Below are 24307 nucleotides of genomic sequence, written 5' to 3' on the forward strand. Positions count from 1 at the left end.
GATGTAAGGGAAAGTTCAGGAGGAGGGGAAGAGGCAATTTCCCATCGCGCGCGTGGCACGGCCGACCCATTCCGTCTTTGCCTCCCTCGGCCAATCGGCCTAGAAGGAATGAAAGAAGAAACAAGGAGATGGACAATGACACACGGAGATGACCGCAGTTTGCAGGCGGCGCGCGCCAGGGCCTATGCGCTCGCTGAAACCGGCCGTTTTGACAATGGCAATGCGGTTCAGCAGGCGCTGATCGCCGAAGGCTGGTCGAATGCCGGTCGCGCGCTGGAAAGCGACTATGCACGCCAGGCAGTCGGCGAGCGCTGCCGGGCGGCCCAGGCGCAGGCGCACTGATGCGCGGCGGCGGGGTGATGGCGGTTGCGGTGTTCTTGGCAGCTTGCTCGCCAACAGCAGATGAAACCGCCGGCAATTCGGTTTCAAACGCAGGCGCCACGCAATTTGCCAATCATATGGCGGGTGTGAGCCGGCCGCCCTCATCCCCTGCCGCCCCCTTTTCGCAAAGCGACAAGACCGAATTTCTGGAATTCGCCTATGCCTATCCCGCTGAGGCAGCGGCGATTCCGGCGCTGGTCGACAAGTTTCGCAAAGCGATGGAGGCAGGCAAGGCCGACGCCCTCAAGATGGCGCGGGAAGATAGTGAATCGGCGAAAAAGGCGGGTTATCCGTTTCGGCCCCACAGTCTTGAAACAGAATGGACGGTCGCGGCCGATACGCCGCGATTCCTGTCGCTCCGCTCGCAGACCTATGTCTATACTGGTGGCGCCCATGGCATGACGGGATATGACACCGTTCTATGGGATAAAGAGCGCCAGCGGGAAACCAGCGTCAAGGCGCTGATGACGTCGCCCACTGCTTTTGCCGCCGCCATTCGCGATCGCTTTTGTGCCGAACTGGACAAGCAGCGCGCGGACAAACGGGGCGAACCGGTCGTTGCTGGCGACGATGATTTCACCAAATGCATCGATCCGCTGGATCAGGTTCTGGTGCCAGCCTCCAAGGACAGCAAGCTGATCGACAGCATGACCGTGATCATCGGTCCCTATAGCGCCGGTCCTTATGCCGAGGGGACGTATGAAGTGACGATTCCGGTGGATGCCGCGATGCGCAAGGCGATCAAGACCGAGTATCAGGACGCCTTTCTGACGCCCTGATCATCGGGTCCAAGGTTTCGGTGGAACCGTGGGTGTTTCAGGCGGGAACGCCGTAGAGATCATGGTCGTCGGCATCCTCCACCACGATATCGACAATGTCCCCGGCGCGATGTCCCTCGCCGACATCGCGTAGGAATACATTACCGTCGATTTCCGGCGCATCCGCCTGGCTGCGTGCCGTCGCGCCGATGCTGCCATCCTCGTCGGGTTCGCCGACTTCATCGATGATGACGGGCAGAATGCGGCCGACCTTAGCCTGCAATTTGGCGGCGCTGATGGCCGCTGTCCTTTCCATGATCCGCTGGTAGCGTTCTTCCTTGACCTCTTCGGTCACGGCATCGGGCAGAGCGTTGGCCGCCGCGCCCTCCACCGGTTCGAACCGGAACGCGCCGACACGGTCGAGTTGCGCTTCATCCAGCCAGTCGAGCAGATATTGGAAATCCGCCTCCGTCTCGCCGGGGAAACCGACCACGAACGAAGAGCGGATCGCGATGTCCGGGCAGATGGCGCGCCACTTGCGGATGCGATCAAGCACTTTGGCTTCGTTGGCCGGCCGCTTCATCGCCTTGAGCACATTGGGGGCGGCATGCTGGAAGGGGATGTCCAGATAGGGCGTCAGTAGGCCGTCCGCCATCAGGGGGATGACCTGATCGACATGCGGATAGGGGTAGACATAGTGGAGTCGCACCCATGGTGCGCGCCCCTCCGCCGTGCGCAACTGGCCCAGTTCTCGAGCAAGGTCGGTCATGTGCGCCCGGACATCGCGGCCCTTCCATTGCCGCACATCATGGCGGGTATCGACGCCATAGGCCGATGTGTCCTGGCTGATGACCAGCAATTCCTTCGTGCCCGCCGCCACCAGCTTTTCCGCTTCGCGCAGCACCGCATCGATACGGCGGCTTACCAGGTCGCCGCGAATTGAGGGAATGATGCAGAAGGAACAGCGGTGATTGCATCCTTCGCTGATCTTCAAATAGCTGTAGTGACGCGGTGTGAGCTTGAGGCCCCCTTCGGGCACCAGATCGACAAAGGCATTGGGGATGGGCGGAGAGGCGTCATGCACGGCATTGACGACCTGCTCATATTGATGCGCGCCCGTGACGGCCAGCACCTGCGGGAATTTCGCGCGGATGACCTCTGCTTCGTCACCCATGCAGCCGGTCACGATGACGCGGCCATTTTCCGCAATCGCTTCGCCGATGGCTTCGAGCGACTCTTCCTTGGCCGAGTCGAGAAAACCGCAAGTGTTGACGAGCACGACGTCCGCGCCCGCATAGTCAGCGGACATCTGATAGCCGTCGGATCGCAATTTGGTCAGGATACGCTCGGAATCGACCAGATTTTTGGGACAGCCGAGCGACACCATGCCGATCTTCGGCGCGTCTGGAATTTTGGTTGCCATGATCGGCGCGCACATAGGGATTTTTGGGGCCAATGTCACGGAAAACGACTCAGACCGGCGGCAGGGCGTTCCCATGTCCGTCGCCCTCGGCGATTTCAATGATGACATCGCCGGTCTGCAACCGCCGGGAATCCTCCTCCCAGAAACCGATGGGGCGCTTGCCCCGATAGACCCGCAGGCCAAGGCCGGTGCGAATGGCGGACAGCGGCTGGCCGATTTCCTCCGGCAGCACCGCCCGTTCGATCAATTTTACCCGGCCCCCGGACGCGGCCAGATCCGCCATATAATCGGCAATATGCTCGCCGGTTGTGCTGCCGGCCAGCAGCAGCCCGGCAAAGCTTACAGGGTTGATGACCGTCGTCGCGCCGGCCTGCCGCGCGGGCACTTCATTATCCTCGTTCCGCACGACGATGCTGATTGGCAGGCGAGGGGCCAGATGGCGGGCCGTCAGGGTGATCAGGATCGACGTATCATCGCGCCCCGCAGACACGATCATGCTGCGCGCCCGATGGATGGCGACATCCTTCAGCGTCTTGTCGCGGGTCGAATCGCCGCACAGCACGTTGCACCCATGGGCTTCGGCCAGTTCCAGCGCCTTTTCGCTGCCGTCGATGACGACGATTTCGCGGGGATCGGTGCCGCGCGCCAGCAGTTCATGCACCGCCTCCTGCCCGCTGGTGCCAAAGCCTGTGACGATAATGTGATTGTGCAGATCGGCCTGGATGCGTGCCATGCGCCACCTGTAAAAAATGTTGCGGAGAAAGAGATTATAGGCCGTGCCAAGGAAAATCAGCCAGACAAAGAGCCGGATTGGCGTAACAAACAGGGCTTCGAACAGGCGGGCTTCGGGTGTGATCGGGACAATGTCGCCATAGCCAACGGTCGTGACCGTGACCGTCGTGAAATACAGGACATCAATGAAGCTGATCTGATTGTCGAGATTATCCTTCAGCCCGTCTCGCCCGATCCAGTGGAGGAGCAGGACCAGCGAGATCAGCCCGAACAGCAACAGGACTCGCCAAGTCAGGTCCATCCACATCGGCATGGACGATCGGCGCCGCAGAAAGCCCGCCATGGCCGAGGGTGCGTTTGCCTTGTCGATCCTCATGCTGGGGGCAACTTGCCAAGGGGATCGACTGGCGCGCGGTCCTTGCGCAGTTCGAAATGCAATTTGGGCTTGCTGGCATAGCCGGTGTCGCCGGTCAGCCCAATCACCTGTCCCTTGGACACTTTCTGCCCGCGGACCACATCGACCCGGCTGGCATGGCCATAGGCGCTGACCCAGCCGCTACCGTGATTGATCAGGACGAGGCCGCCAAACACCGCGACCTTGTCGCCGGCATAGGCGACGACACCGTCGGCCGATGCGCGGATGGGCGTGCCAACAGGGGCAGCGATGTCGATACCATTATTCTTCGATCCGCTCTGGCCCGGCCCGAACCGGGAAAGGATGGTTCCGTGCAGGGGCCATGCAAAGCTGCCGGCAAAACCGGATGGCTGGGCAATCGGCGCATTGGATGGCAGCGGCCTGGGCTTGGTGGAAGCTGCCACCACTGGCGCATTGTCCCGCGCGGCCGGCTGGCCGCCGGTCAATACATCGTCAATGTCGATGCGGAACGCGGCTGCGCGCTGCTCGAGCGATCGGGCATCGCCCGTTGGAGCATCAGGCAGCAACAGACGTTGGCCGCGCCGCAGGACATAGGGCTCCTCCAGCCCGTTCGCTTCCACGATGCGGCGCCAGGGAACGGCGTAGGCGGCGGCGATCGCGATGCCTGTTTCGCCTTCAGCGACGAGGTGATAGCGGCCGCCGGGTATGCGGAGTGTCTGCCCGACCCGCAGGGCATAGGGCGGCGACAGCCCATTGGCCTTGGCGATGATTTCCGATCCAGCCCCGGTGCGATTGCCGACGCCACGCAACGTGTCCCCCGCGCGCACCACATAGTTGGAAGCGGGGACAGTCCGGGCATTGGCGACGACTTGCTGCGCGGTCCAGACCGGCTCTGGTTCAGCCAATCGCACCGTGGTCGCGTCGGCGCCAAGATCGGGCGGCGGCGTCGGCACAGCAATGGCCGCGGCATCCCGCTCGGCCCGCTGCGGGATGCAGCCTGTGAGCAACAGCGGGCCGATGGCGCAAAGGAGCGGACGGGAGGAAACAGGCATCTATGTCTGTGTATCGCATCAGAGCGCGCTTGCCAGCCCTCAAGCCGGGCAGATATTCACGCGGGAGGACAGGGAGTGCTGCTCTTACCGCGGCTCCAGCTTCGTGACCCCGCCCATATAGGGTGCCAGCGCGTCAGGGATGACGACGCTGCCGTCGGCTTGTTGACAATTTTCCAGTACCGCGACCAGTGTGCGCCCAACAGCAAGGCCCGAGCCGTTCAATGTATGCAGGAACACCGTCTGCTTGCCGCCGTCCGGCCGCATACGCGCGTTCATGCGCCGCGCCTGGAAGTCACCGCAATTGGAGACCGAACTGATTTCCCGATAAGTGTCCTGGCTGGGCAGCCAAACCTCAAGATCATAGGTCTTGCGTGCGCCAAACCCCATGTCCCCCGTGCACAGCAGCATCTTGCGATAGGGCAGGGCGAGCGCCTGGAGAATGCCCTCCGCGGCGGCGACCATGCGTTCATGTTCGGCCTCCGACTCTTCGGGCCGGCAAATCGTCACCAGTTCCACCTTTTCGAACTGGTGCTGGCGAATGAAACCGCGCGTATCCCGGCCGGCCGATCCGGCTTCGGACCGGAAGCAGGGCGTCAAAGCCGTCAGGCGCAGCGGCAGGCGCTCTTCCGGCACGATCTGGTCCGCAACCAGATTGGTGAGCGACACCTCGGCGGTGGGAATAAGCCACCGACCATCGGTGGTCTTGAACAGGTCTTCGGCAAATTTGGGCAACTGGCCCGTTCCGAACAGCGCCGCATCCTTGACGAGCAGCGGGACGATCGTTTCCTCATAGCCATTCGCCACCGTCTGCTGATCCAGCATGAACTGGGCGAGCGCGCGATGAAGCCGCGCCATCTGTCCGCGAAGCGCCGTGAAGCGCGCGCCCGACAAGGCGGCGCCTCCTTCGAAATCAAGGCCGAGTGCGGGACCAAAATCGGCATGATCCTGCGGCGGAAAGGCAAAGGCGCGCGGCGTTCCCCAACGGGCCACCTCGACATTATCGACCTCGTCTGTGCCATCGGGCACATCCTGCGCCGGCACATTGGGGATGGCGGAGAGTAGCGCCGTCAATTGCTCGCCAGCCGCCCGCTCCTCACCCTCCAGCGCAGGCATGCGATCCTTCAACTCTGCTACTTCGGCCTTTAGCGCATCGGCCGTTGCACTGTCCTTTGCGGCCATGGCTTGCCCGATCGCTTTGCTCGCTTCGTTGCGACGCGCCTGCGCCTGCTGCCATTCCGTCTTGAGCGCGCGGCTTTTCTCGTCGAGCGTGATGATGTCGGCGGACATGGGGGACAGGCCCCTACGGCCAAGCGCGGCGTCGAAAGCGGCGGGGTTTTCGCGGATGAAGCGGATGTCGTGCATGGCGCAAGCCTATGCCGCTGCCCAGCCCGTGGCGCAACCCCACGGCCCGTCATCCGTTAGCTTAGCGTCAGCCAAAAACAAAGGAGACAGGCGATGCAGATCGAACATGATACGATGGTGCTGGTGGCCGATGGTCGCAAGATGTTGTTCTTCCGGAACAAGGGCGATGCGGCCTATCCCAATCTGGAGGCGGAGACCGTCAAGGAGCAGGACAATCCCGCCGACCGCGATCAGGCAACCGATGCGCCGGGTCGATCGCACAATTCGGTCGGCAGCCATCGCAGCGCCATGGACGAAGTGAACTTCCATGATCTGGAGGAGGCGCGCTTCGCGGCCGATGCCGCCGATATGCTGAAGCGTCGCGCTCTTGCGCAGGAATTTGAGAAGCTGATCATCGTCGCCCCGCCAACGGCATTGGGCGAAATGCGCAAGCATTTGCATAAGGAGGTGCAGGACCGGATCGTCGGCGAAATTGCCAAGGATCTGACGAATCACCCCGTGCCGGAAATCGAAAAGGTCATCTCGGCAAGCTGAAGCCGCAAAAAAAGGGGTGGCCCCCCGGAGCCACCCCTTACATGCCCCTGAGGGAAACGGATCAGGCTGCCACCTGCGCCTTGCGTTCGGCGAAACGTCGGCGCGCCACCAGCGCCACGGCTGCTGCGCCGAAGAGCAGAACCATAGGCGGTGCGGGTACGTCCGTGCCGCCCGTGCTTGTGCTCGATCCGCCCGTCGAACTGCTCGTTGAAGAACTTGTCGATGACGAACTGCTGGTCGATGATGAAGTCGATGAACTGCCGGTGCTGCCGAAGCTGGACGAACTGCTCGACGACGAACCGGATGAGCCCGACGAGGACGACGAACTGCTGCCAGACGATCCTCCGGTCGAACCAGGGTGATCGGGCTTGTCGGGTTTACCCGGCTTGCCGCCGCTTGAACTGCTGGACGAAGAGCTTGAGGACGAAGATGACGAGGACGAACTGGAACTGGACGAGGAAGAACTGCTGGTGGCGCCCGATGACGTCGATGTGCTGATCCCCCCCGTTGAGCTGCTGGTCGAGGAAATGACGACGGACCCGCCGCCGCTGCCGCCACCGCCGAAGAATCCGCCAATAAAGCCGCCGCCGCCAAAACCGCCGCCGCCACCCATGACGATCGGCACGGCTCCACCGCCGCCCGACATCATCGGCATCTCAGCCGGCGGCAAGGGGGCGGGCAGGGGCACAGGCGCCGGCTGGCTGGTGACCGTCACCGTCTGCGGCGCGCAGGCCACGGCCGTCTTGACGACCTTCCTCTTCACGGTCCGAACGGCATAGCGCTTCTTGGGCGCGGCCTTCGTGCTCTTGCTGCTATGGACCACAGCAGGACGTGCGCTTTCAGCGACATGCACCGCGCCGCCGCCAATGATCGCGCCTCCGCAAGTGCAAGCGCATAATTTAGCCAAGGCCATCCGAACCGACATAGGAATCCACTCTTGTCTTGTCGCCCACCGATCCGGGTCGGAACGGGTCAGGCTGCCTTTTCATAAAAGCGCAGAAGAAAAGGTTAACCGCAAGGTCGTTAACTCTGAATCCTGTCGACAAGTCCACTGAATTCAGGGGGCAGCGTCAGCAATCATGGTTAACGTCCCACTATGATACGGCCACTGGCCCGCATATGAAGGGTGCCGCCGTCGGCATCAGCCTTCCGCCGGATGATGAGTCGCTCCCTTTCATCCCTGCGGGCGCATAGGGTTTTGAAGGAAAAGCCGTTTGGGCCAGTCGAATGTGCGCTTGTGTCGTCCCGCGCCGATGGCTATGAGGCGCCCTCAATGAAAAGTCATGGGTGCCCCGGAACTTCAAGCGCCGGGCCAACGAGTCGGAGAGCCAGATGGCGTCGGTGCTGAATTCCGATAAAGACGGCGTAAAGCCGCCCAAATCGTCCGTAACCCTCCCTGCAGAGTATCGCCCCTCGGCCGACGAGGAATTCATGAATCCGCTGCAACAGGAATATTTCCGTCAGCGGCTGTGGGACTGGAAGAAGCAGATTCTCGCCGAAGCGGAGGGGACGCTGGCCGTTCTTCAGAATGAGCCTCTACGCGAACCCGATCTCAACGACCGCGCGTCGAGCGAGACCGACTGGTCGATCGAGTTGCGCACGCGCGACCGCCAGCGCAAGCTCATCTCGAAAATCGATGCGGCCCTGCGGCGGATCGACGATGGCGAATATGGATATTGCGAAGTCACGGGCGAGCCCATTTCGCTTGGTCGCCTGGAAGCGCGTCCCATCGCCACCATGACGGTCGAGGCGCAGGAACGCCACGAACGGCAGGAAAAAATCTCACGCGACGATTAACGGTTTTTCCACTGCCTGTGCCTAGTGATCGTTACCGGAACACATTAGATTTTGCGGGTACGGAATGAACGAAGAACAGGGCATTTCTGATCGGGGACCGGCGCGATCGTCGCCGCGCGACAGCCTGTTCCTGATGGCAAGTTTCTTTGCCCCGGACGGTCGATCCTTGGGTCGTGCCCGCATTCGGAACCTGTCGGCGACTGGCTTGATGGCGGATTGCGAGATGCCGCTCGCGGCTGGGCAGAAGGTCGTACTGGATCTCCGCGGTGTGGGTCGCATCACCGGCAATATCGCCTGGTCGCGCGACAATAAGGTTGGCTTGGCATTTGACGATGTCATCGATCCGCAGCTGGCAAGAAAGCCGGTGTCGTCAGGGCCTGCGCAACAATTACCGGATTATCTGAGAAGCCAGCCAGCCGGTCGCCTGCGCTGATAGCGTAACCCTTGCGCCGAGGCATGACATCATAAAAAGCGGATTGCTACAGGACGGGCGGGACCGACTGTCTGCCGGTCCGCACCCTGTATGGACTAGTCTGCGCTTAATGCTGCGCAGCCATCTCTTCCTTCAGCCGCAATTTCTGCTTTTTAAGCGAGGCAACGAGGGTGGTGTCCGGCATGGGACGACTCGATTCCGCCTTGATCCGGGCGTCGAGTCCTGCGTGCTTGGCTGAAAGAGCTGAGATGTGGCTGTTTTCCATGACATTCTCCTTACGAGGGCGATGGATTTCCGATTAAATCACGAAACCTTCTGATTGTCTCGCGGCGTTTGCGCCTTTGCGATGGGCCGCCCGTAAATTTGCGGTGGCCCGCACCGGGATCGCACGCTACCACGGGTCGCACGATGCACTGGGGATGCGAGCAACGACGGTGAGCCGGGAAGATATCATGCGCCGTCTGGAGTTGCTTCGCGTCGAACATCGCGATCTCGATAGCGCGATCGCGGCTCTGGTCGATGCGGGCAGCAGCGATCAGATGCAGATCGCCCGGCTGAAGAAGCGTAAATTGCGCTTGAAGGACGAGATTTGCGCGCTGGAAGATGAACTGGTGCCTGACATTATCGCCTGAGCCTAAGGCTGTCGCCCCAGCCTGACGTTACCAGATCGGCCCCTAATGGGACAGGGAAGGCGCGGTGCTCTCGCCTTGGCCCGCTGACAAAGGCGTCAATCTGTGTCACTTAGCCGTGATGCGGAACGTTGCGACTTTGGATCCTGGCCTCCATCGCCGATTGGTTGACGGCCTTTATCTCGAAGCCATGATGATGGCGGATGAGGCGCGCGCCTATTTCGATGGGGACCCTCTTGGACGAGGTGAAACGGTCGACCCGCTGCGGCGTGTGTCCTTCGCATGCGAATCGCTGAAGGTGACGACGCGGCTGATGCATGTCATTGCCTGGCTCTTGAGCCAGCGCGCCTGGCAACGCGGAGAAATCAGCGATGCAGACCTCGTCGATGAAAAATATCGGCTTGGCCGCGCCAGTTTGACCGACCCGACACTGACGGAAGGCTTCCCCTTCGAAGCGCGCGCCCTGATCGAGGGCAGTCAGGACCTGTACGATCGGGTGGCGCGACTGGAGGATCGGCTTGGTCATATGAACGACGATCCGAAAGCCCAGGACGCTGGTCCCGCCCGCGCCCTGCTGGATCGCTTGAACACCGCTTTCTGACGCTTGGACGGATCGCAGCTGTTTGAGATGATGTTCGGCGCTGGTGTTTTCCGTCATTCTTGGTCTAGACCGGCGCCATGACCCATGGTTTGCGGATCCGACGCCGCGCTTCTGGCCGACCGCATTCCCGGCTCGCATTTGCGCCGTTGCTGCTGCTCGCTCCCTATCCGGCGCTAGCACAGGATACCGCCGCGCCTACGCTGCCTGATACCGACGCTCCGTTGGACGCTATGCCTGATATCGGTCTGGACTGGCCCGACATGGATCAACCTGACAGCGTCGCGCCCTTGGCCCCTGATCCGGCCGATCAGGCTGGCGCGCCGATCGAAGCGTTCGACGTCACGACGACCGAACCGGCCGAAGTCGCCGCGACGTTCGCCGACGCGGGCGAAGAGCGGCGCTATACGGTGGCATTAACGGGACTCGATGGCGTTGCCGACACGACATTTCGTCAGCGTTTCGATGAGCTGTCGGTGCTGCATCAGGGCGAGGACAAGGCCGCGAACCTTGCCCAGATCAACCGCCGTATCGCAGAGGATAGAGACCTGCTTGACCGGCTTTTGCGTGCAAAAGGCTATTATGCGGCGCGCGTACGGGGCAATGTCGCGGCCCCTGTGCCGGGCAGCGACCGGCTGCTGGTGAGCTTCACGATTACGCCTGGCACGCGCTATCTTCTGTCATCCGTGGACGTGACGGGTCTTGCCGAAACGGGCGAGCGAGAGGCGACGCTGCGCGCGGCCTTTCCGCCCAAGGTTGGCGATCCGGTGGATGCCGACGCGATCATCGCGGGTCAGGCCCAGTTGGAAACGGCATTGTCGGAAAATGGCTTTCCCTTCGCCAGGGTCGACGAGCCTGAAGTGCGAATCGACCATGAAGAGCGCAAGGGCGACCTGGACATCATTATCGCGCCGGGGGGATATCGGCGCTTTGGGGCCATCCGCATGGACGATGACCGTCTGTTCGATGCCCATCATGTGCAGGAAATCGCACGTTTCGATCCCGACGACACCTATATGGCGTCGGATGTCGAGGATCTCCGCCGGGCGATCGTGGCAACCGGTCTGGCGTCGTCCGTGTCGCTGACGCCGCGCGATGCGGGCGATGGCGAGCATGTCGACCTGGATGTCGATGTGCGCCCTGCGCCGCTGCGGACGATCGCCGGCGAACTGGGTTATGGCACCGGCGAAGGCTATCGCGCGGAAGTCAGCTGGCAACACCGCAATCTTTTTCCGCCCGAAGGTGCCGTTACCGTGCGCGGAGTGGTCGGCACGCAGGAGCAGACCGCGTCCTTCACCTATCGCCGCAACAATTTTCACCGGCGTGACAATGTGCTGACCGGGCTGGTGTCCGTCAGCAATATTCGCCGCGATGCCTATGACGCCCGCACCATCACCCTGGCCGGTGCGCTCGAGCGGCAGACCAACATCCTGTTTCAGAAAAACTGGGTCTGGCGCATTGGCGCGGAGCTGATCGCGTCGGATGAAGCGGACGCCTTTTCCGGGGGGGCGCGGCGCACCTTCCTGATTGGCGCCGTTCCGCTCAGCCTGACCTATGACGGAAGCGATGATCTGCTCAATCCGACCAAAGGCTTTCGCCTCGGCGGGCGGATCAGCCCGGAATTGTCATTCCAGAACAAGACATTCGGATACACCAAAGTGCAACTGGACGGCAGTGCCTACCAACCGGTGGGCGAGCGCGTCGTCGTGGCGGCGCGCGCGCGCTTTGGCACCATCCTTGGCTCCACGGTCGATCAGATCGCGCCGTCCCGCCGCTTCTATGCCGGTGGCGGCGCGTCGGTGCGCGGCTATGGCTATCAGGCGATCGGCCCGCGCTATGGCGAGGATGACGATCCCGTCGGCGGCAAGAGCCTGGCTGAATTTTCTCTGGAGGGTCGCATCCGCTTTGGCAATTTTGGCGTCGTGCCTTTTGTGGACGCGGGCAATATCTCCACCAGTTTCCTGCCCCGGTTCCGGGACTTGCGGGTCGGTGCGGGCTTGGGCGTGCGCTATTACAGCAATTTCGGGCCGATCCGCGTGGATGTCGGCACGCCAATCAACCCGCAATCTGATGACCCCAAGATTGCGGTCTATGTCTCGCTGGGGCAGGCCTTCTGATGGCCGAGGAAAGTCTGTCGCCACCTGTCATTCCGCCGCCTGCCGCGACCACGCCGCGCCGCGCCTGGGATGGGAGATGGCAACGGTGGGTGGCGGGCCTGCTCGCCGCGCTGTTCCTGATCATGGCCGGCGCACTGACGTGGCTTGATACCGATGGCGGGCACCGTTTCCTCGCCAGCCGGATCGCCGCGATACAAACCTCTTCGGGGCTGCGCATCCAGGTCGGCGCCATCGAAGGCAGCATCTATCGCAAGGCGGTGTTGCGCGACCTGACCTTGTCGGATCCGGCTGGACCCTTCTTCAAGGCACCCAGGGTGGAACTGGACTGGTGGCCCTTCGCCTGGCTGTCCAATCGTCTGGACATTGACCGTCTGTCCATTCCGCAAGCGTCCCTCAGCAAGCTGCCCAAGCTCAACCCCACGCAGCGGCGCGGCCCGATCCTTCCGGGGTTCGACATCCGCCTGATGCAATTTTCGGTTGGCCGCCTGTCAATCGCGCCGGCCATAACCGGGCGGGCGCAGATTGCGACGATGGCGGGGGACGCCGACATTCGCGGCGGACGCGCGATCATCGACCTGTCCGCCCGTACGCTTGATGGCAGCGATGTCCTGACCATCGCGCTGGACAGTCGACCAGACGATGATCGCTTCAAGCTCGACGTGACGGTCAACGCCCCGAACAAAGGACTTTTGGCGACGATGGCCGGATTGCGACAGGATGCCAATCTGCGCATCACCGGCAAGGGCAGCTGGAGCCAGTGGGATGGCCAACTGGACGCGACGCTGGACGGCGCACCCGCCGCCGATCTTGTTCTGGCGGCGCGCAGTGGCGCTTATTCGGCTCGCGGTTCGATCGAGGGTCGGGCGATCGCTGGCGGCGGCCTCGTCCGGCGCATGGCCGACCCGCGCCTGTCCGTGCGCGCCGATGGGCGGTTCGAGAACCGTATCATCGATGGCAAGTTGATGCTGCGCTCGGCGGCATTTGACCTTACAGCGGATGGCGCGATCGACCTGCGCAACAACGCGCTCGACAACATGCTTTTGCAAGTGACGCTGGCCCGTCCTCAGGCTTTGCTGCGCACCATGGGCGGGCGCGATATCCGGGCCAAGGTGCGGCTTGATGGGCCGCTCGACCGGTTGGGCTTCGATTATTTGCTGACAGCGCGCCAGCTCACATTCGACAAGACGGTGATCGCCGATGTCCGGGCGGAAGGCAGCGGACGGGGCGTGGGCGACGGTCCCTTGCTGATCCCGGTCAAATTGCGGGCAAAAAGGCTCGATGGTCATGGCGACCTTGTCGGTAATATCGTCCGTAATTTTGCGCTGGATGGCGTTCTCCAATTCAGGGGCCAGCAGCTCGTCAGCAATCCCATGGAGGTCAGGTCGGACAAACTTCAGGGCAAGCTGGTGATGCGGCTCGACCTGAAAAGCGGCCGCTATGATTTTGGCCTGGACGGCCAGATTCGCAGTCTGTTCATTCGGGGTCTGGGTATCGTTGACCTGACGTCCAAGCTCCGCGCGACGCCGCGTCCCGATGGCGGGTTCGGCCTTAGCGGCAATGCCATGGCGCAGATGCGGCGGCTGGATAATGCTTTCCTCAACGGGTTGGGAGGCGGACTGCCCATCGCGCGCAGCGCCCTGGCATTGCGGCCAGACGGACAATTGGCGTTCAACGGCCTGACCATCCAATCGCCCTTGCTCTCGCTCAGGGCGAACGGCATCAGGCGGCGCGACGGCAGTTTTCATTTCGAAGGCAGCGGCGACCATGACCGCTACGGCCCGTTGCAACTCGTCCTCGATGGCCGCATAGAACGGCCGACGATCGACCTGATATTGCAGCGGCCCCTCGATGCCCTGGGCCTGCGCGACGTCAAGGCGCATCTGGTTCCCGACAGCGAAGGCTACAGCTATACCGCGCAGGGTGGGTCGATATTGGGGCCGTTCGACGGGCGCGGTGTGATCCTCCTGCCGCAGGGCGGGCAAGCGGTGGTCCGCGTGGCGCAGCTGTCGGTTTCCGGCGTCAATGCCAGCGGCGACATCCGCCCCTTGCCCGGCGGCCTGGAGGGGCAGTTGAGCGTCACTGGGCCAGTCACCGGATATGTCGGCTTCAGGCCCGTCAACGCGATCCAGCAAGTGCAGGTCAAGCTGACCGCCAGTGGCGCAAGCTTTGCCGGGCCGACCGTGATCGAGGTCCGGCGGGGATCGCTGGACGCCACCGTCCTGCTTGATCCGGACGGCACCAATGTTACGGCCACGGCGCAGGCACGGGGCTTGCGGCTAGGCGGCATTCTAGTGGGGCGCATGGCGCTTACCGCCAATCTGGTGGATGGCCGGGGCAAGGTCAGCGGCAGCCTGTCCGGCCAGCGGGGACGCTTGTTCGACCTGCAAGGCGAAGCGCAGGTCGAACCCGACAGCATTCGTTTGTCCGCCAAGGGGACGATCGACAAACGTCCCATTCGGCTGACCCGCGCGGCGCTTGTGACGCGAACGGCCGAAGGCTGGCGGTTGTCGCCCGCAACGATCAGCTATGCCGGCGGTTCGTTGCAACTGGCGGGCGAACTGGGCGGGGAATCCACGCATGTAGAAGCGCGGATGCAGACCCTTCCCCTGTCGCTGCTGGACATCGCCTACGATAATCTGGGACTGGGCGGCATGGCGACGGGATCGCTCAGCTACGCGCAGCCGCAGGGCGGTCCGCCCACCGGCAAGGCGGAGTTGCGCATTCGCGGCCTGTCGCGATCGGGCCTGTCGCTTAGCTCGCGACCTGTCGATGTCGGTGTCAATGTTGCATTGACGCCCGATCGCCTGGCGACCCGGATGCTGTTTGTCGCCGACGGACGTACGATTGGTCGCGGGCAGGCCTTGCTGACGCCGTTGGGCAGGGAGGGCGGCCTTGTTTCACGCCTCAACGCGGCGCCGCTCTTTGCACAGTTGCGCTATGCAGGGACAGCCGACACGCTCTGGCGGCTGACGGGCGTGGAAATCGTGGATATTGGCGGGCCGGTCAGCGTGTCGGCGGATATGCGCGGCACGCTTGCCAATCCGCAGATCAGCGGACAGCTGGCGACTGACAACGCAACGATCAACAGCGCCGTGACTGGTATGCGTCTGCGCAACGTCAAAGCGCAGGGGCACTTTTCGGGTGCGCAACTGGTCATCAACAATTTTGCCGCCAGCGCGCAGAATGGCGGGTCCGTCACGGGCAGCGGGCGCTTTACCTTCAACGGTATCGCCGGCGTGGGCATGGATTTGGCGCTTCAGGCGGACAATGCCGCATTGCTGGAGCGGGATGACATCGCTGCCACGGTGACGGGGCCCCTGACGCTCAAATCCAACGGCGCGGGCGGCACGATCGGCGGCGACCTGATCCTGAACCGCAGCCGCTTCACCATGGGCCGCGCCGCGGCGGTGGCGCAAATCCCCGAACTGCGCGTGGTGGAAATCAACCGGCGCGGGGACGAGATCGAGCGGCCACGCACCAGCGTGCCCTGGGCCCTGGCGGTGCATGCCCGCGCGCGCAATCGGCTGATGGTGACGGGCCTGGGGCTCGACAGTGAATGGCGCGCGGACCTCGATATCGGCGGGACCGTGACCAACCCGACCATTGCCGGGCGGGCGGAACTGGTGCGCGGCGGCTATGAATTTGCCGGCCGCCGGTTCGACCTGCGCGAAGGCCGGATCCAGTTCGACGGCAAGACTCCCGTCAATCCCACGCTGGATATCGACGCCGAGGCGGATGTCAGCGACCTCAGCGCGACAATCCATGTCGGAGGAACCGGCTTGAAGCCCGACATCAGTTTCAACAGTGTGCCGGCATTGCCGCAGGATGAACTGCTTTCCCGAATCCTGTTCGGCACGTCGATCACCAACCTGTCCGCGCCCGAAGCATTGCAACTGGCGTCGGCCGTCGGATCCCTGCAGGGCGAAGGAGGGCTTGATCCCATCAACGCCGTGCGCAAGGCGGCAGGGCTGGACCGGTTGCGGATCATCGCAGCTGATCCGACGCAGGGGCAAGGCACGTCCATCGCCGCAGGCAAATATCTGACGCGCAAAACCTATGTCGAACTGATCACCGATGGTCAGGGCTATTCCGCCACCCGCATCGAATATCAGGTGACGCGCTGGCTGTCCCTGCTTGGCGCCATCTCCACGCTTGGCCGGCAGAGCGCCAACGTCCGTGTTTCCAGGGATTATTGATCGTGACCAACAGCCGTATCGATGCTGGCACCGCCATCAGCGTCACTGACCTGTTCACCATCGGCATTGGGCCGTCGAGTTCGCATACGGTGGGGCCGATGCGCGCGGCGTTGCAGTTCATGGATTGCCTGCCCACCGCGCCGCAGCGCGTCCGGTGCGAATTGTTCGGATCGCTGGCGCTTACTGGACGGGGGCATGCGACGGATACGGCCGTGCTTCTGGGCTTGTCGGGCCATAGCCCGGAAAGCGTCGATCCAGACGCGATACCCGACATTTTGGCTGCCATTCGCCGGGACGGCCGGATTCAGTCCGGCAGCGCGAAGGGCCAATGGCTGGATTTCGATGCCGAACGCGACCTCCTCTTCCACATGGGAGAGTTTCTGGAAGCGCACAGCAATGGTATGCGCTTTTCTGCCTGGTTTGCTGGCGATGACGCGCCGTTCGTGCGCGAATATTATTCGATCGGGGGCGGGGCCGTGTTGCCGGGCACCGTGCCGGTCAGCGATGATGTGGCGTTGGGCCATAATGTCGTGCAGCCCTATCCCTTCTCATCCGGCGTCGAGTTGCTGGAGCAGGGGGAGAGGCACGGTTTTTCCATCGCGACACTGGTCCTGCGCAATGAAGGCGCATGGCGATCGCAGGCTGAGACGGAAGCGTTTCTGGACCGGGTCGTCGACGCCATGTCGCAGTCCATCGAGCGCGGCCTTGCGCAGGAAGGGCTGCTGCCGGGCGGCCTTAAAGTGCGGCGCCGGGCGCGCGCCATTCACCAACGGCTACGGCTTCAGCAGGACGCGCTAGGTCCGGCGCAGATTTTCGAATGGGTCAGCCTGTTCGCTTTGGCGGTGAACGAGGAAAATGCTGCGGGCGGCCGCGTCGTCACCGCACCGACCAATGGCGCAGCTGGCGTCATCCCGGCGGTGCTGCATTATTATCGCCGCTTCGTTCCCGGTGCGGATCGGGAAGGGGAGCGCCGCTTTCTCCTGACCGCAGCTGCGATCGGATTTCTTTACAAGAAGCGCGCGTCCATATCCGCAGCGGAAATGGGCTGCCAAGGGGAAGTTGGGGTTGCCTGTTCCATGGCGGCCGCCGGGTTGGCCGCGGTATTGGGCGGCACCAACAGCCAGATCGAAAATGCTGCCGAAATCGGCATGGAGCATAATCTGGGCCTGACCTGCGATCCCATTGGCGGCCTTGTCCAGATTCCCTGTATCGAACGCAATACGATGGGTGCGGTCAAGGCGATCAATGCGGCCTACCTCGCCTTGCAAGGCGATGGCCGGCATATCGTGAGCCTGGACGCGGTGATCGAAACCATGCGCCAGACCGGCGAGGATATGGCGAGCCGCTATAAGGAAACGTCGCTGGGCGGGTTGGCGGTCAATGTCGTGGAATGCTGAACGAATTGACAGCCTGTCGCCTGTAGCGCTCATCTTAGCGCCCAATCGAGCCAGTTTCGTGTCAATAATGCAACAGAATCAGCTGTTTATCTGCCGTTCATGAAACTCTTGCCAGCCGCGATACTTGTGCGTCTCGTCCCCATCAGGGGAGAAGAATGACGAATGGAGTATCTGTTATGCGCAAGTTGATGGTCGCAACTCTTCTGGCAGGCGTTGGTGTCGCCACCCCCGCATTGGCGCAGGATGTAGGATCAACGTTCACCGGACCGCGCGTTGAGGCGATCCTGGGTTATGACCATGTCGGCGCCGGTAGCGACGTGGACAACAATAATGGCCGCGACGATCAGTCGATCGACGGTCTGCTCTACGGCATTGGTGCAGGCTATGACGTCAATCTGGGCAGCGCGGTCGTCGGTGTCGAAGGCGAATGGACGGATTCGACTGCCAAGAGTGATCGGTATGACCTGACCGACCAGTTCGGGTTCGGACGCGTCAGCCAGGGCCGCGACCTCTATATCGGCGCGCGTGCCGGTATTCTGGCTAACCCCGCCACGTTGGTTTACGTGAAGGGCGGCTACACCAATAGCAAACTGAACATCCTCGCCGGCAACACCGATGAGACGACCGATCGGTCGTTCAAGCTTGATGGCTGGCGCATCGGCGCAGGCGTCGAGCGCGCCATCAACACCAACACGTTCGCGAAGCTGGAATATCGTTATTCCAACTATACCGATGCTAACATCGATTACATGGATGGGGCGACCAGCGCCGACTTTGATGTCGATACGGATCGGCATCAGGTGGTCGCAAGCGTCGGCTGGCGGTTCTGACCATAAAGGAGGAAGGCTGGCCTTGCGGCCAGCCTTCCTCCCGGCATTGGCAAACATGATTCGCGGACGCGGTCTTCCGTCGGGTAGCCTTGCGCCCCTACGGTTCAGCGGTCCAGTTGCTGCACCGCAACCAGAAGCCGGTTGTAAATCGTAAGCACTTGTTCTTCGATAGGTTTGGACGGATCAGGCTTTTTCACGCCGGATCGAATTGCCCATGCTTGCGTCAATTGAGCGGCCACTTGAGCCGCGATTTCCTTGCTCATAGCCATGACAATCTCCGGCTTCGTTACGGATGCGGCACAGCATGGCGGATGTCCGGCCAGAGTCAATCGCATTCGAACCAAATTGCTGCATTGCGGCATGTTAGGCCGGGCATGGCAGCCATCCCGTGTCAGGTGAAGGCCAGGCTCAATCCAGATCTGCAATTTTCCACCAGCCCCCTATCTGTCGTCATGCGAAGATGGTATTTACAGCCTTGTGAGTAACGCGATTCCCCATAGCTATCCCGTAGGCATCGACCCGGACGACATTGATTTCATGGGCCATGTCAATAATGCCAGCTACCTTAAATGGGTGCAGAACGCCGTGCTCGACCATTGGCGCGCGCTGGCCCCGGCGGAGGCCGTGACGGAGCATCTGTGGGTCGCGCTCAAGCACGAAATCACCTATCGCAAGCCGACTTTTCTGGATGACGAGGTGATTGCGACCGTCCTGCTGGAAAAGGTTCAGGGCGCGCGCGCCTTTTACGAAACCGTTATTCGCCGTGGCGAAGAGGTTTTGGCTGAAGTCAGATCGAGCTGGTGCTGTGTCGATGCATCGACATTGCGACCGGTGCGGTTGGCGCGCGATGTCATCCAGCATTTCTTCGCAGCTGATGATGAAGGTGAAGACCAGCGCTGAACCATGGGAGAGGCGAACCTGTTTGTGGTTGGGCCTTGCCATTCGATCGGCAAACCGTCATATGCGCGATCGGGAGTCGGGCGGACGAGGCCGTCGCGAACCTGGTCAGGTCCTGACGGAAGCAGCCACAGTGATTCCGCCGCGGGTCGTCCCGGCTCCCACCCTCCAGCATCCGGCTTCGACAATCCCTGCCTGAACGGGTAGGACCCTATCATGTCCGATTCACCCCAGCCCTATCGCGTTCTGGCGCGCAAATATCGACCGCGCAGCTTCAGCGAATTGATTGGCCAGGACGCCATGGTCCAGACGCTGGGCAATGCGATCCGGCGCGGGCGGCTGGCCCATGCCTTCCTGATGACCGGCGTGCGCGGCGTGGGCAAGACGTCGACCGCGCGCCTGATCGCCAAGGCGCTTAATTGCGTCGGGCCCGATGGCCAGGGCGGTCCCACGATCGATCCATGCGGTCAATGTGAACCGTGCAAGGCGATCGCGGAGGGCCGCCACATCGATGTGGTGGAAATGGACGCCGCCAGCCATACCGGCGTCGATGATGTGCGCGAAATCATCGAGGCAGTGCGCTATGCGGCCGTTTCGGCCCGTTATAAAATCTACATCATCGACGAAGTGCACATGCTGTCGAAAAACGCCTTCAACGCCCTGTTGAAAACGTTGGAAGAGCCGCCGGCGCATGTGAAATTCCTGTTCGCGACGACGGAAGTCAACAAGGTTCCCGTCACCGTCCTGTCCCGGTGCCAGCGCTTCGACCTGCGGCGCATTCCTGCCGAATTGTTGGCGACCCATTTCACCCATGTCGTTGAAGCCGAAAGGGTCGCCGCCGAGCCGGAGGCCTTGGCGCTGATCGCCCAGGCCGCGGAAGGATCGGCTCGCGACGGGTTGTCCATTCTCGACCAGGCCATCGCGCATGCAGAAATGGACGACGGACCGTCCCTGGTGACGGCGGCGCAGGTGCGCGAGATGCTTGGGCTGTCCGATCGCGGGTCGGTGCGCCGGTTGCTGGCGCTGTTGCTCGAAGGGGAAACGGCCAGCCTCATTGCCGCCGTGCGGGAACAATATGCGCTGGGCGTCGAGCCGCTGGCGCTGATGCGTGGACTGATGGAACTGGTGCATGCCGTCACGCTGATGAAGGCCGGGCGTGACATTGCCAGTCCCGGTCAATCCACGGAGGAGCGAGAGATGCTGGCCGACTGGGCCGCGCAACTCGGCTTCGCGCCGCTGCATCGCCTCTGGCAGCTGTTGCTCAAGGGGCATGATGAAGTCGCCAATGCGGTCCTGCCGATCGAAAGCTGCGAGATGGCGCTGTTGCGTGTCATGCATGCGGCAACCATGCCCGACCCCGCCGAGGTCGCGCGCCTGTTGCGCGAAGGTGGCGCGTCGTCATCAGCCAGTACGGAGGGCTCCAGCGCTGGCGCCGCGTCTTCAGCGCCGGCGTCTGCGCGTTTGCCCGCGACCTACGCGGACCTGATCGAGGCTTTTTGGCAGGGTGGTAAGGGGCAACTGGCGCAGGAACTGCACGATTGCGTGGGCGTGATCCGTTATGCACCGCCGCAATTCGACTATCGCCCAACGCCACAATTGCCAGCGGACTTTCTTGCTCGCCTGCTTCCCGCATTGCGGGAGGTGACGGGGACGGCGTGGCAGGTTGCGGCGGGCGAGGGGCCGGCTGAACCAACCCTGCTGGAACAGGAACAACGACAGGCGGCGGATTCGCGCGCCCGGATTTTGGAAACCCCGGTGGTCAAGGCGGCGATGGCCGCTTTCCCCGATGCCGAGCTGGACGACAGGCTCGAACGATGGAGTGCAGAAGCATGAAGGACCTGAATGAAATTCTGGGCATGGCGAGCCGCGTCCAGGAAGAATTGCAGCGCGCCCAGGACAATCTGGACAAGTTGGAAGTCGAGGGCGCGGCAGGTGGCGGGCTGGTCAAGGTGCGCGCCTCGGCAAAAGGGCGCATATTGGGTGTCTCGATCGACGACAGCCTGCTGGCGCCGTCGGAAAAGCAGATGCTCGAAGACCTGATCACGGCTGCGTTCAACGACGCGCGTAGTAAGGCCGATGAGGTCAGCAATACTGAAATGGGCAAGATGACTGCCGGTCTGCCGCTGCCCCCGGGGTTCAAGCTGCCCTTCTGACCGGGGGACCTGGCCGGAATGATCACTTCTGGTTCATGACGGCCCTGTTATCACAGGGCCGATTGATTGACGTGCCGGGCATCCCCATAAAGGCGATGGACCGTTTGGATGGGTCGCGTTTCGGCCCCGGAGATTGAATGACTACGCATTATCCCCTGCTGCCGCTGCGTGACATCGTCGTGTTTCCGCAAATGATCGTTCCGCTCTTCGTCGGGCGCGACAAGAGCGTCGCTGCGCTCGAGGCTGCGATGGAAGGCGACAAGGAGATTTTCCTCGTGTCGCAGCTGGACCCGGCGGAGGATGAGCCGGGCCGCGAGTCGCTTTATGATACGGGCGTCGTCGCAGTCGTATTGCAGCTGTTGAAACTGCCCGATGGCACCGTTCGTGTTCTGGTGGAGGGCAAACACCGCGCGCAACTGTCGGCCATGGAAACCAAGGATAATTATCTGGTTGCGGAAATCGCGCCGGTCGAGGAGCTGGCTGCCGAAGGCCCCGAAGCTGCCGCGCTGATGCGGTCCGTGGCCGAGCAGTTCGAGAACTACGCCAAGCTTAACAAGAAGCTGCCGGCCGAAACGCCCGTTCAACTGCGCGAGATTGAGGATGCGGGCCGGCTGGCCGATGCCGTCGCCGCCAACATCAATGTCAAAGTGTCGGATAAGCAGTCGCTGCTGGTCGAGGCAGATCCGGTCAAGCGCCTTGAAATGGTCTTCGCCTTCATGGAGGGCGAACTTGGCGTGCTGCAGGTCGAAAAGAAAATTCGTGGTCGCGTGAAGCGGCAGATGGAAAAGACCCAGCGCGAATATTATCTGAACGAGCAGTTGAAGGCGATCCAGCGCGAGTTGGGCAATGGCGAGGGCGAGGAGGGCGACGAGCTCGCCGAACTCACCGAGAAGATCGCCAAGACCAAACTGAGCAAGGAAGCTCGGTCCAAGGCGACGGCGGAACTCAAGAAGCTCAAGGCGATGCAGCCCATGTCCGCCGAGGCGACCGTGGTCCGCAACTATCTAGACGTTCTGCTGGGCTTGCCCTGGGGCAAGAAGGGCAAGGTCAAGACCGACCTTAAAAAGGCGCAGGATATCCTGGACGAGGATCATTTCGCGCTCGAAAAGGTCAAGGACCGGATCATCGAATATCTCGCCGTCCAGGCGCGCACAAACAAGCTTAAGGGACCTATCTTGTGCCTTGTCGGGCCGCCCGGTGTCGGCAAGACATCGCTTGGCCGCTCGATCGCCAAGGCGACCGGCCGTGAATTCGTACGCCAGTCGCTGGGCGGGGTGCGCGACGAAGCCGAGATACGCGGCCATCGGCGCACCTATATCGGGTCGCTGCCCGGTAAGATCGTGTCGAACCTCAAAAAGGCGGGCACGATGAACCCGCTGTTCCTGCTCGATGAAATCGACAAGCTGGGCCAGGACTTCCGCGGCGACCCGGCGTCCGCTTTGCTCGAGGTGCTTGATCCGGAACAGAACAGCAAATTCCAGGACCATTATCTGGAAATCGACGTTGATCTGTCGGACGTGATGTTCGTCACGACCGCCAACTCGTTGAATCTGCCCCAGCCGTTGCTCGATCGCATGGAGATCATCCGGCTCGAAGGCTATACCGAGGACGAGAAGGTCGAGATTGCGGAGCGGCACCTGCTGCCCAAGCAGATTGACGCGCATGGATTGAAGGACGGCGAAGTCGTCGTCACCGAACCGGCGGTACGCGATCTGATCCGCTTTTATACCCGTGAGGCGGGGGTTCGCACGCTGGAGCGCGAAATGGCGCGTCTGGCGCGCAAGGCGCTGCGCAAGATATTGGAAGGCGAATATGACAAGATCGTCATCACGCCCGACAATCTGGCCGATTTTGCTGGCGTGCGGAAATTCCGCCACGGCGTAGGCGAAGAAGAAAACCAGATTGGAGCTGTGACGGGGCTTGCCTGGACAGAGGTTGGCGGCGAACTGCTCACGATCGAGGCCGTCACCGTGCCTGGAAAGGGACAGATCAAAACCACCGGCAAGCTGGGCGAAGTCATGAACGAATCGGTCCAGGCGGCCTTTTCCTATGTGAAGGCACGCTCACCGGGCTATGGCATCAAGCCGAGCGTGTTCAATCGCAAGGACATCCACATCCACCTGCCCGAAGGCGCCGTGCCCAAGGATGGACCTTCGGCGGGTATCGGCATGGTCACGACGATCGTGTCGACGCTGACCGGCATCCCGGTTCAGAAGGATGTCGCGATGACGGGCGAAGTGACGTTGCGCGGCCGGGTATTGCCGATCGGGGGCCTCAAGGAAAAGCTGCTCGCTGCGTTGCGCGGCGGGATAAAGACGGTGCTGATCCCCCAGGAAAATGAGAAGGACCTAGCGGAAATTCCCGCCAATATCCGGGAAGGACTGGAGATCATTCCCGTCTCTCATGTCGATGAGGTTCTGGCGCGGGCACTGGTTTCCATGCCCGATGCGATCACCTGGACAGAAGAGGACGACCTGGCTGCCCAGCCGTCGAATCTGGCGGGGCGTGATAGCGATCCCAGCCTGAGGCACTGAAAAGTCACTAAAGTGAAACAATGGGCAGAACTCCTAGATTTTACTCCATATTGCGGAACAGGATGCAATTTTGGAGCAAAGCCGGGGTCTTCGTCGCTTTCCCTTTGA

23 protein-coding genes and 1 other RNA gene are annotated in these 24307 nt (G+C 62.2%); 18 read left to right on the forward strand and 6 right to left on the reverse strand.

The window, feature by feature from the left end; translation table 11 throughout:
• The first annotated feature begins 135 nt into the window (after positions 1–135).
• Together LL253_RS03975 and LL253_RS03980 are read left to right on the forward strand one after the other, a co-directional pair.
• Positions 136–342 (forward strand): hypothetical protein, encoded by a 207-nt coding sequence (locus LL253_RS03975; RefSeq protein ID WP_009821348.1) that lies wholly within the window; start codon positions 136–138, stop codon positions 340–342.
• A complete protein-coding gene (locus tag LL253_RS03980) occupies positions 342–1160 on the forward strand; it encodes a DUF3298 and DUF4163 domain-containing protein (protein ID WP_323133398.1) in 819 nt (272 codons plus the stop codon). Before LL253_RS03975 ends, LL253_RS03980 begins: the two co-directional genes overlap by 1 nt.
• Before the next feature lie 37 nt (positions 1161–1197).
• Here the strand turns inward: LL253_RS03980 and rimO are convergent, their stop codons facing one another.
• The 4 genes from rimO to serS all read right to left on the reverse strand — a co-directional run bounded on the left by rimO (position 1198) and on the right by serS (position 6084).
• On the reverse strand, positions 1198–2577 hold the full coding sequence (rimO, locus tag LL253_RS03985) for a 30S ribosomal protein S12 methylthiotransferase RimO (protein ID WP_009821350.1): 1380 nt from the start codon (positions 2575–2577) through the stop codon (positions 1198–1200).
• Positions 2578–2611: 34 nt separating this feature from the next.
• Positions 2612–3670: a potassium channel family protein gene (locus LL253_RS03990; protein ID WP_228226283.1), complete on the reverse strand. Its 1059-nt coding sequence runs from the start codon at positions 3668–3670 to the stop codon at positions 2612–2614.
• Entirely contained in the window at positions 3667–4722 is a 1056-nt protein-coding gene (locus LL253_RS03995; RefSeq protein ID WP_228226284.1) for a M23 family metallopeptidase, read from the reverse strand. The genes LL253_RS03990 and LL253_RS03995 overlap by 4 nt, the downstream gene beginning before the upstream one ends.
• An 84-nt stretch (positions 4723–4806) precedes the next feature.
• A complete protein-coding gene (gene serS, locus LL253_RS04000) occupies positions 4807–6084 on the reverse strand; it encodes a serine--tRNA ligase (RefSeq protein WP_228226285.1) in 1278 nt (425 codons plus the stop codon).
• Between the two features lie 93 nt (positions 6085–6177).
• On the opposite strand from serS, the gene LL253_RS04005 reads away from it, so the two are divergent.
• The 5 genes from LL253_RS04005 to LL253_RS04025 all read left to right on the forward strand — a co-directional run bounded on the left by LL253_RS04005 (position 6178) and on the right by LL253_RS04025 (position 8848).
• Complete coding sequence (locus LL253_RS04005; protein ID WP_009821354.1) at positions 6178–6618, forward strand: host attachment family protein; 441 nt, start codon at positions 6178–6180, stop codon at positions 6616–6618.
• 41 nt (positions 6619–6659) lie between these two features.
• Entirely contained in the window at positions 6660–6980 is a 321-nt protein-coding gene (locus LL253_RS04010; RefSeq protein ID WP_228226286.1) for a hypothetical protein, read from the forward strand.
• Positions 6981–6986: 6 nt separating this feature from the next.
• Positions 6987–7397, forward strand: coding sequence for a hypothetical protein (locus LL253_RS04015; RefSeq protein ID WP_228220357.1), 411 nt, complete (start codon positions 6987–6989; stop codon positions 7395–7397).
• A 553-nt stretch (positions 7398–7950) separates the two neighbouring features.
• Complete coding sequence (dksA, locus tag LL253_RS04020; RefSeq protein ID WP_009821358.1) at positions 7951–8415, forward strand: RNA polymerase-binding protein DksA; 465 nt, start codon at positions 7951–7953, stop codon at positions 8413–8415.
• 64 nt (positions 8416–8479) lie between these two features.
• On the forward strand, positions 8480–8848 hold the full coding sequence (locus LL253_RS04025) for a PilZ domain-containing protein (protein WP_228220356.1): 369 nt from the start codon (positions 8480–8482) through the stop codon (positions 8846–8848).
• Positions 8849–8954: 106 nt separating this feature from the next.
• Here LL253_RS04025 and LL253_RS04030 read toward each other — a convergent pair whose 3' ends face one another.
• Positions 8955–9113: a YdcH family protein gene (locus LL253_RS04030; RefSeq protein ID WP_009821360.1), complete on the reverse strand. Its 159-nt coding sequence runs from the start codon at positions 9111–9113 to the stop codon at positions 8955–8957.
• A 187-nt stretch (positions 9114–9300) separates the two neighbouring features.
• On the opposite strand from LL253_RS04030, the gene LL253_RS04035 reads away from it, so the two are divergent.
• The 6 genes from LL253_RS04035 (at position 9301) to LL253_RS04060 (ending at position 18615) form a co-directional block, all read left to right on the forward strand.
• Complete coding sequence (locus tag LL253_RS04035; RefSeq protein WP_037542624.1) at positions 9301–9480, forward strand: YdcH family protein; 180 nt, start codon at positions 9301–9303, stop codon at positions 9478–9480.
• Positions 9481–9598: 118 nt separating this feature from the next.
• Positions 9599–10078, forward strand: a complete 480-nt coding sequence (locus LL253_RS04040) for a DUF1465 family protein (RefSeq protein ID WP_228226287.1) — start codon at positions 9599–9601, stop codon at positions 10076–10078.
• 77 nt (positions 10079–10155) lie between these two features.
• A complete protein-coding gene (locus tag LL253_RS04045) occupies positions 10156–12192 on the forward strand; it encodes an autotransporter assembly complex protein TamA (protein WP_228226288.1) in 2037 nt (678 codons plus the stop codon).
• Positions 12192–16388 carry a translocation/assembly module TamB domain-containing protein gene (locus tag LL253_RS04050; protein ID WP_228226289.1) on the forward strand — a complete coding sequence of 1399 codons (4197 nt, stop codon included), beginning with the start codon at positions 12192–12194 and terminating at the stop codon, positions 16386–16388. The genes LL253_RS04045 and LL253_RS04050 overlap by 1 nt, the downstream gene beginning before the upstream one ends.
• 2 nt (positions 16389–16390) lie before the next feature.
• A complete protein-coding gene (locus tag LL253_RS04055) occupies positions 16391–17785 on the forward strand; it encodes an L-serine ammonia-lyase (RefSeq protein ID WP_228226290.1) in 1395 nt (464 codons plus the stop codon).
• 176 nt (positions 17786–17961) lie between these two features.
• The gene (locus LL253_RS04060) at positions 17962–18615 is read left to right on the forward strand and encodes an outer membrane protein (protein WP_228226291.1); all 654 of its coding nucleotides are present in this window, start codon (positions 17962–17964) and stop codon (positions 18613–18615) included.
• Between the two features lie 104 nt (positions 18616–18719).
• Here LL253_RS04060 and LL253_RS04065 read toward each other — a convergent pair whose 3' ends face one another.
• Positions 18720–18878 carry a hypothetical protein gene (locus LL253_RS04065; RefSeq protein WP_228226292.1) on the reverse strand — a complete coding sequence of 53 codons (159 nt, stop codon included), beginning with the start codon at positions 18876–18878 and terminating at the stop codon, positions 18720–18722.
• Between the two features lie 214 nt (positions 18879–19092).
• Here LL253_RS04065 and LL253_RS04070 point away from each other — a divergent pair, with 214 nt between their 5' ends.
• The 5 genes from LL253_RS04070 (at position 19093) to lon (ending at position 24199) form a co-directional block, all read left to right on the forward strand.
• On the forward strand, positions 19093–19515 hold the full coding sequence (locus LL253_RS04070; RefSeq protein ID WP_009821367.1) for an acyl-CoA thioesterase: 423 nt from the start codon (positions 19093–19095) through the stop codon (positions 19513–19515).
• A 68-nt stretch (positions 19516–19583) separates the two neighbouring features.
• An RNA gene (gene ffs, locus LL253_RS04075) (signal recognition particle sRNA small type) lies at positions 19584–19681 on the forward strand.
• A 47-nt stretch (positions 19682–19728) separates the two neighbouring features.
• Positions 19729–21345: a DNA polymerase III subunit gamma/tau gene (locus tag LL253_RS04080; protein WP_228226293.1), complete on the forward strand. Its 1617-nt coding sequence runs from the start codon at positions 19729–19731 to the stop codon at positions 21343–21345.
• Positions 21342–21665, forward strand: coding sequence for a YbaB/EbfC family nucleoid-associated protein (locus tag LL253_RS04085; protein ID WP_009821369.1), 324 nt, complete (start codon positions 21342–21344; stop codon positions 21663–21665). Before LL253_RS04080 ends, LL253_RS04085 begins: the two co-directional genes overlap by 4 nt.
• A gap of 137 nt (positions 21666–21802) precedes the next feature.
• Positions 21803–24199 (forward strand): endopeptidase La, encoded by a 2397-nt coding sequence (lon, locus tag LL253_RS04090; RefSeq protein ID WP_228226294.1) that lies wholly within the window; start codon positions 21803–21805, stop codon positions 24197–24199.
• Positions 24200–24307 lie beyond the last annotated feature (108 nt).

It is taken from the genome of Sphingobium soli, from assembly GCF_020782245.1.
GTDB classification, from domain to species: domain Bacteria; phylum Pseudomonadota; class Alphaproteobacteria; order Sphingomonadales; family Sphingomonadaceae; genus Sphingobium; species Sphingobium soli.

What these genes read in the sequence shown, in the direction of transcription:
- LL253_RS03975 (WP_009821348.1), top strand. Translation starts at nt 136, where the DNA reads ATGACACACGGAGATGACCGCAGTTTGCAGGCGGCGCGCGCCAGGGCC.
- LL253_RS03980 (WP_323133398.1), top strand. Translation starts at nt 342, where the DNA reads ATGCGCGGCGGCGGGGTGATGGCGGTTGCGGTGTTCTTGGCAGCTTGC.
- rimO (WP_009821350.1), bottom strand. Translation starts at nt 2,577, where the DNA reads ATGTGCGCGCCGATCATGGCAACCAAAATTCCAGACGCGCCGAAGATC.
- LL253_RS03990 (WP_228226283.1), bottom strand. Translation starts at nt 3,670, where the DNA reads ATGAGGATCGACAAGGCAAACGCACCCTCGGCCATGGCGGGCTTTCTG.
- LL253_RS03995 (WP_228226284.1), bottom strand. Translation starts at nt 4,722, where the DNA reads ATGCCTGTTTCCTCCCGTCCGCTCCTTTGCGCCATCGGCCCGCTGTTG.
- serS (WP_228226285.1), bottom strand. Translation starts at nt 6,084, where the DNA reads ATGCACGACATCCGCTTCATCCGCGAAAACCCCGCCGCTTTCGACGCC.
- LL253_RS04005 (WP_009821354.1), top strand. Translation starts at nt 6,178, where the DNA reads ATGCAGATCGAACATGATACGATGGTGCTGGTGGCCGATGGTCGCAAG.
- LL253_RS04010 (WP_228226286.1), top strand. Translation starts at nt 6,660, where the DNA reads ATGCCCCTGAGGGAAACGGATCAGGCTGCCACCTGCGCCTTGCGTTCG.
- dksA (WP_009821358.1), top strand. Translation starts at nt 7,951, where the DNA reads ATGGCGTCGGTGCTGAATTCCGATAAAGACGGCGTAAAGCCGCCCAAA.
- LL253_RS04025 (WP_228220356.1), top strand. Translation starts at nt 8,480, where the DNA reads ATGAACGAAGAACAGGGCATTTCTGATCGGGGACCGGCGCGATCGTCG.
- LL253_RS04030 (WP_009821360.1), bottom strand. Translation starts at nt 9,113, where the DNA reads ATGGAAAACAGCCACATCTCAGCTCTTTCAGCCAAGCACGCAGGACTC.
- LL253_RS04035 (WP_037542624.1), top strand. Translation starts at nt 9,301, where the DNA reads ATGCGCCGTCTGGAGTTGCTTCGCGTCGAACATCGCGATCTCGATAGC.
- LL253_RS04040 (WP_228226287.1), top strand. Translation starts at nt 9,599, where the DNA reads ATGCGGAACGTTGCGACTTTGGATCCTGGCCTCCATCGCCGATTGGTT.
- LL253_RS04045 (WP_228226288.1), top strand. Translation starts at nt 10,156, where the DNA reads ATGACCCATGGTTTGCGGATCCGACGCCGCGCTTCTGGCCGACCGCAT.
- LL253_RS04050 (WP_228226289.1), top strand. Translation starts at nt 12,192, where the DNA reads ATGGCCGAGGAAAGTCTGTCGCCACCTGTCATTCCGCCGCCTGCCGCG.
- LL253_RS04060 (WP_228226291.1), top strand. Translation starts at nt 17,962, where the DNA reads ATGCGCAAGTTGATGGTCGCAACTCTTCTGGCAGGCGTTGGTGTCGCC.
- LL253_RS04065 (WP_228226292.1), bottom strand. Translation starts at nt 18,878, where the DNA reads ATGAGCAAGGAAATCGCGGCTCAAGTGGCCGCTCAATTGACGCAAGCA.
- LL253_RS04080 (WP_228226293.1), top strand. Translation starts at nt 19,729, where the DNA reads ATGTCCGATTCACCCCAGCCCTATCGCGTTCTGGCGCGCAAATATCGA.
- LL253_RS04085 (WP_009821369.1), top strand. Translation starts at nt 21,342, where the DNA reads ATGAAGGACCTGAATGAAATTCTGGGCATGGCGAGCCGCGTCCAGGAA.
- lon (WP_228226294.1), top strand. Translation starts at nt 21,803, where the DNA reads ATGACTACGCATTATCCCCTGCTGCCGCTGCGTGACATCGTCGTGTTT.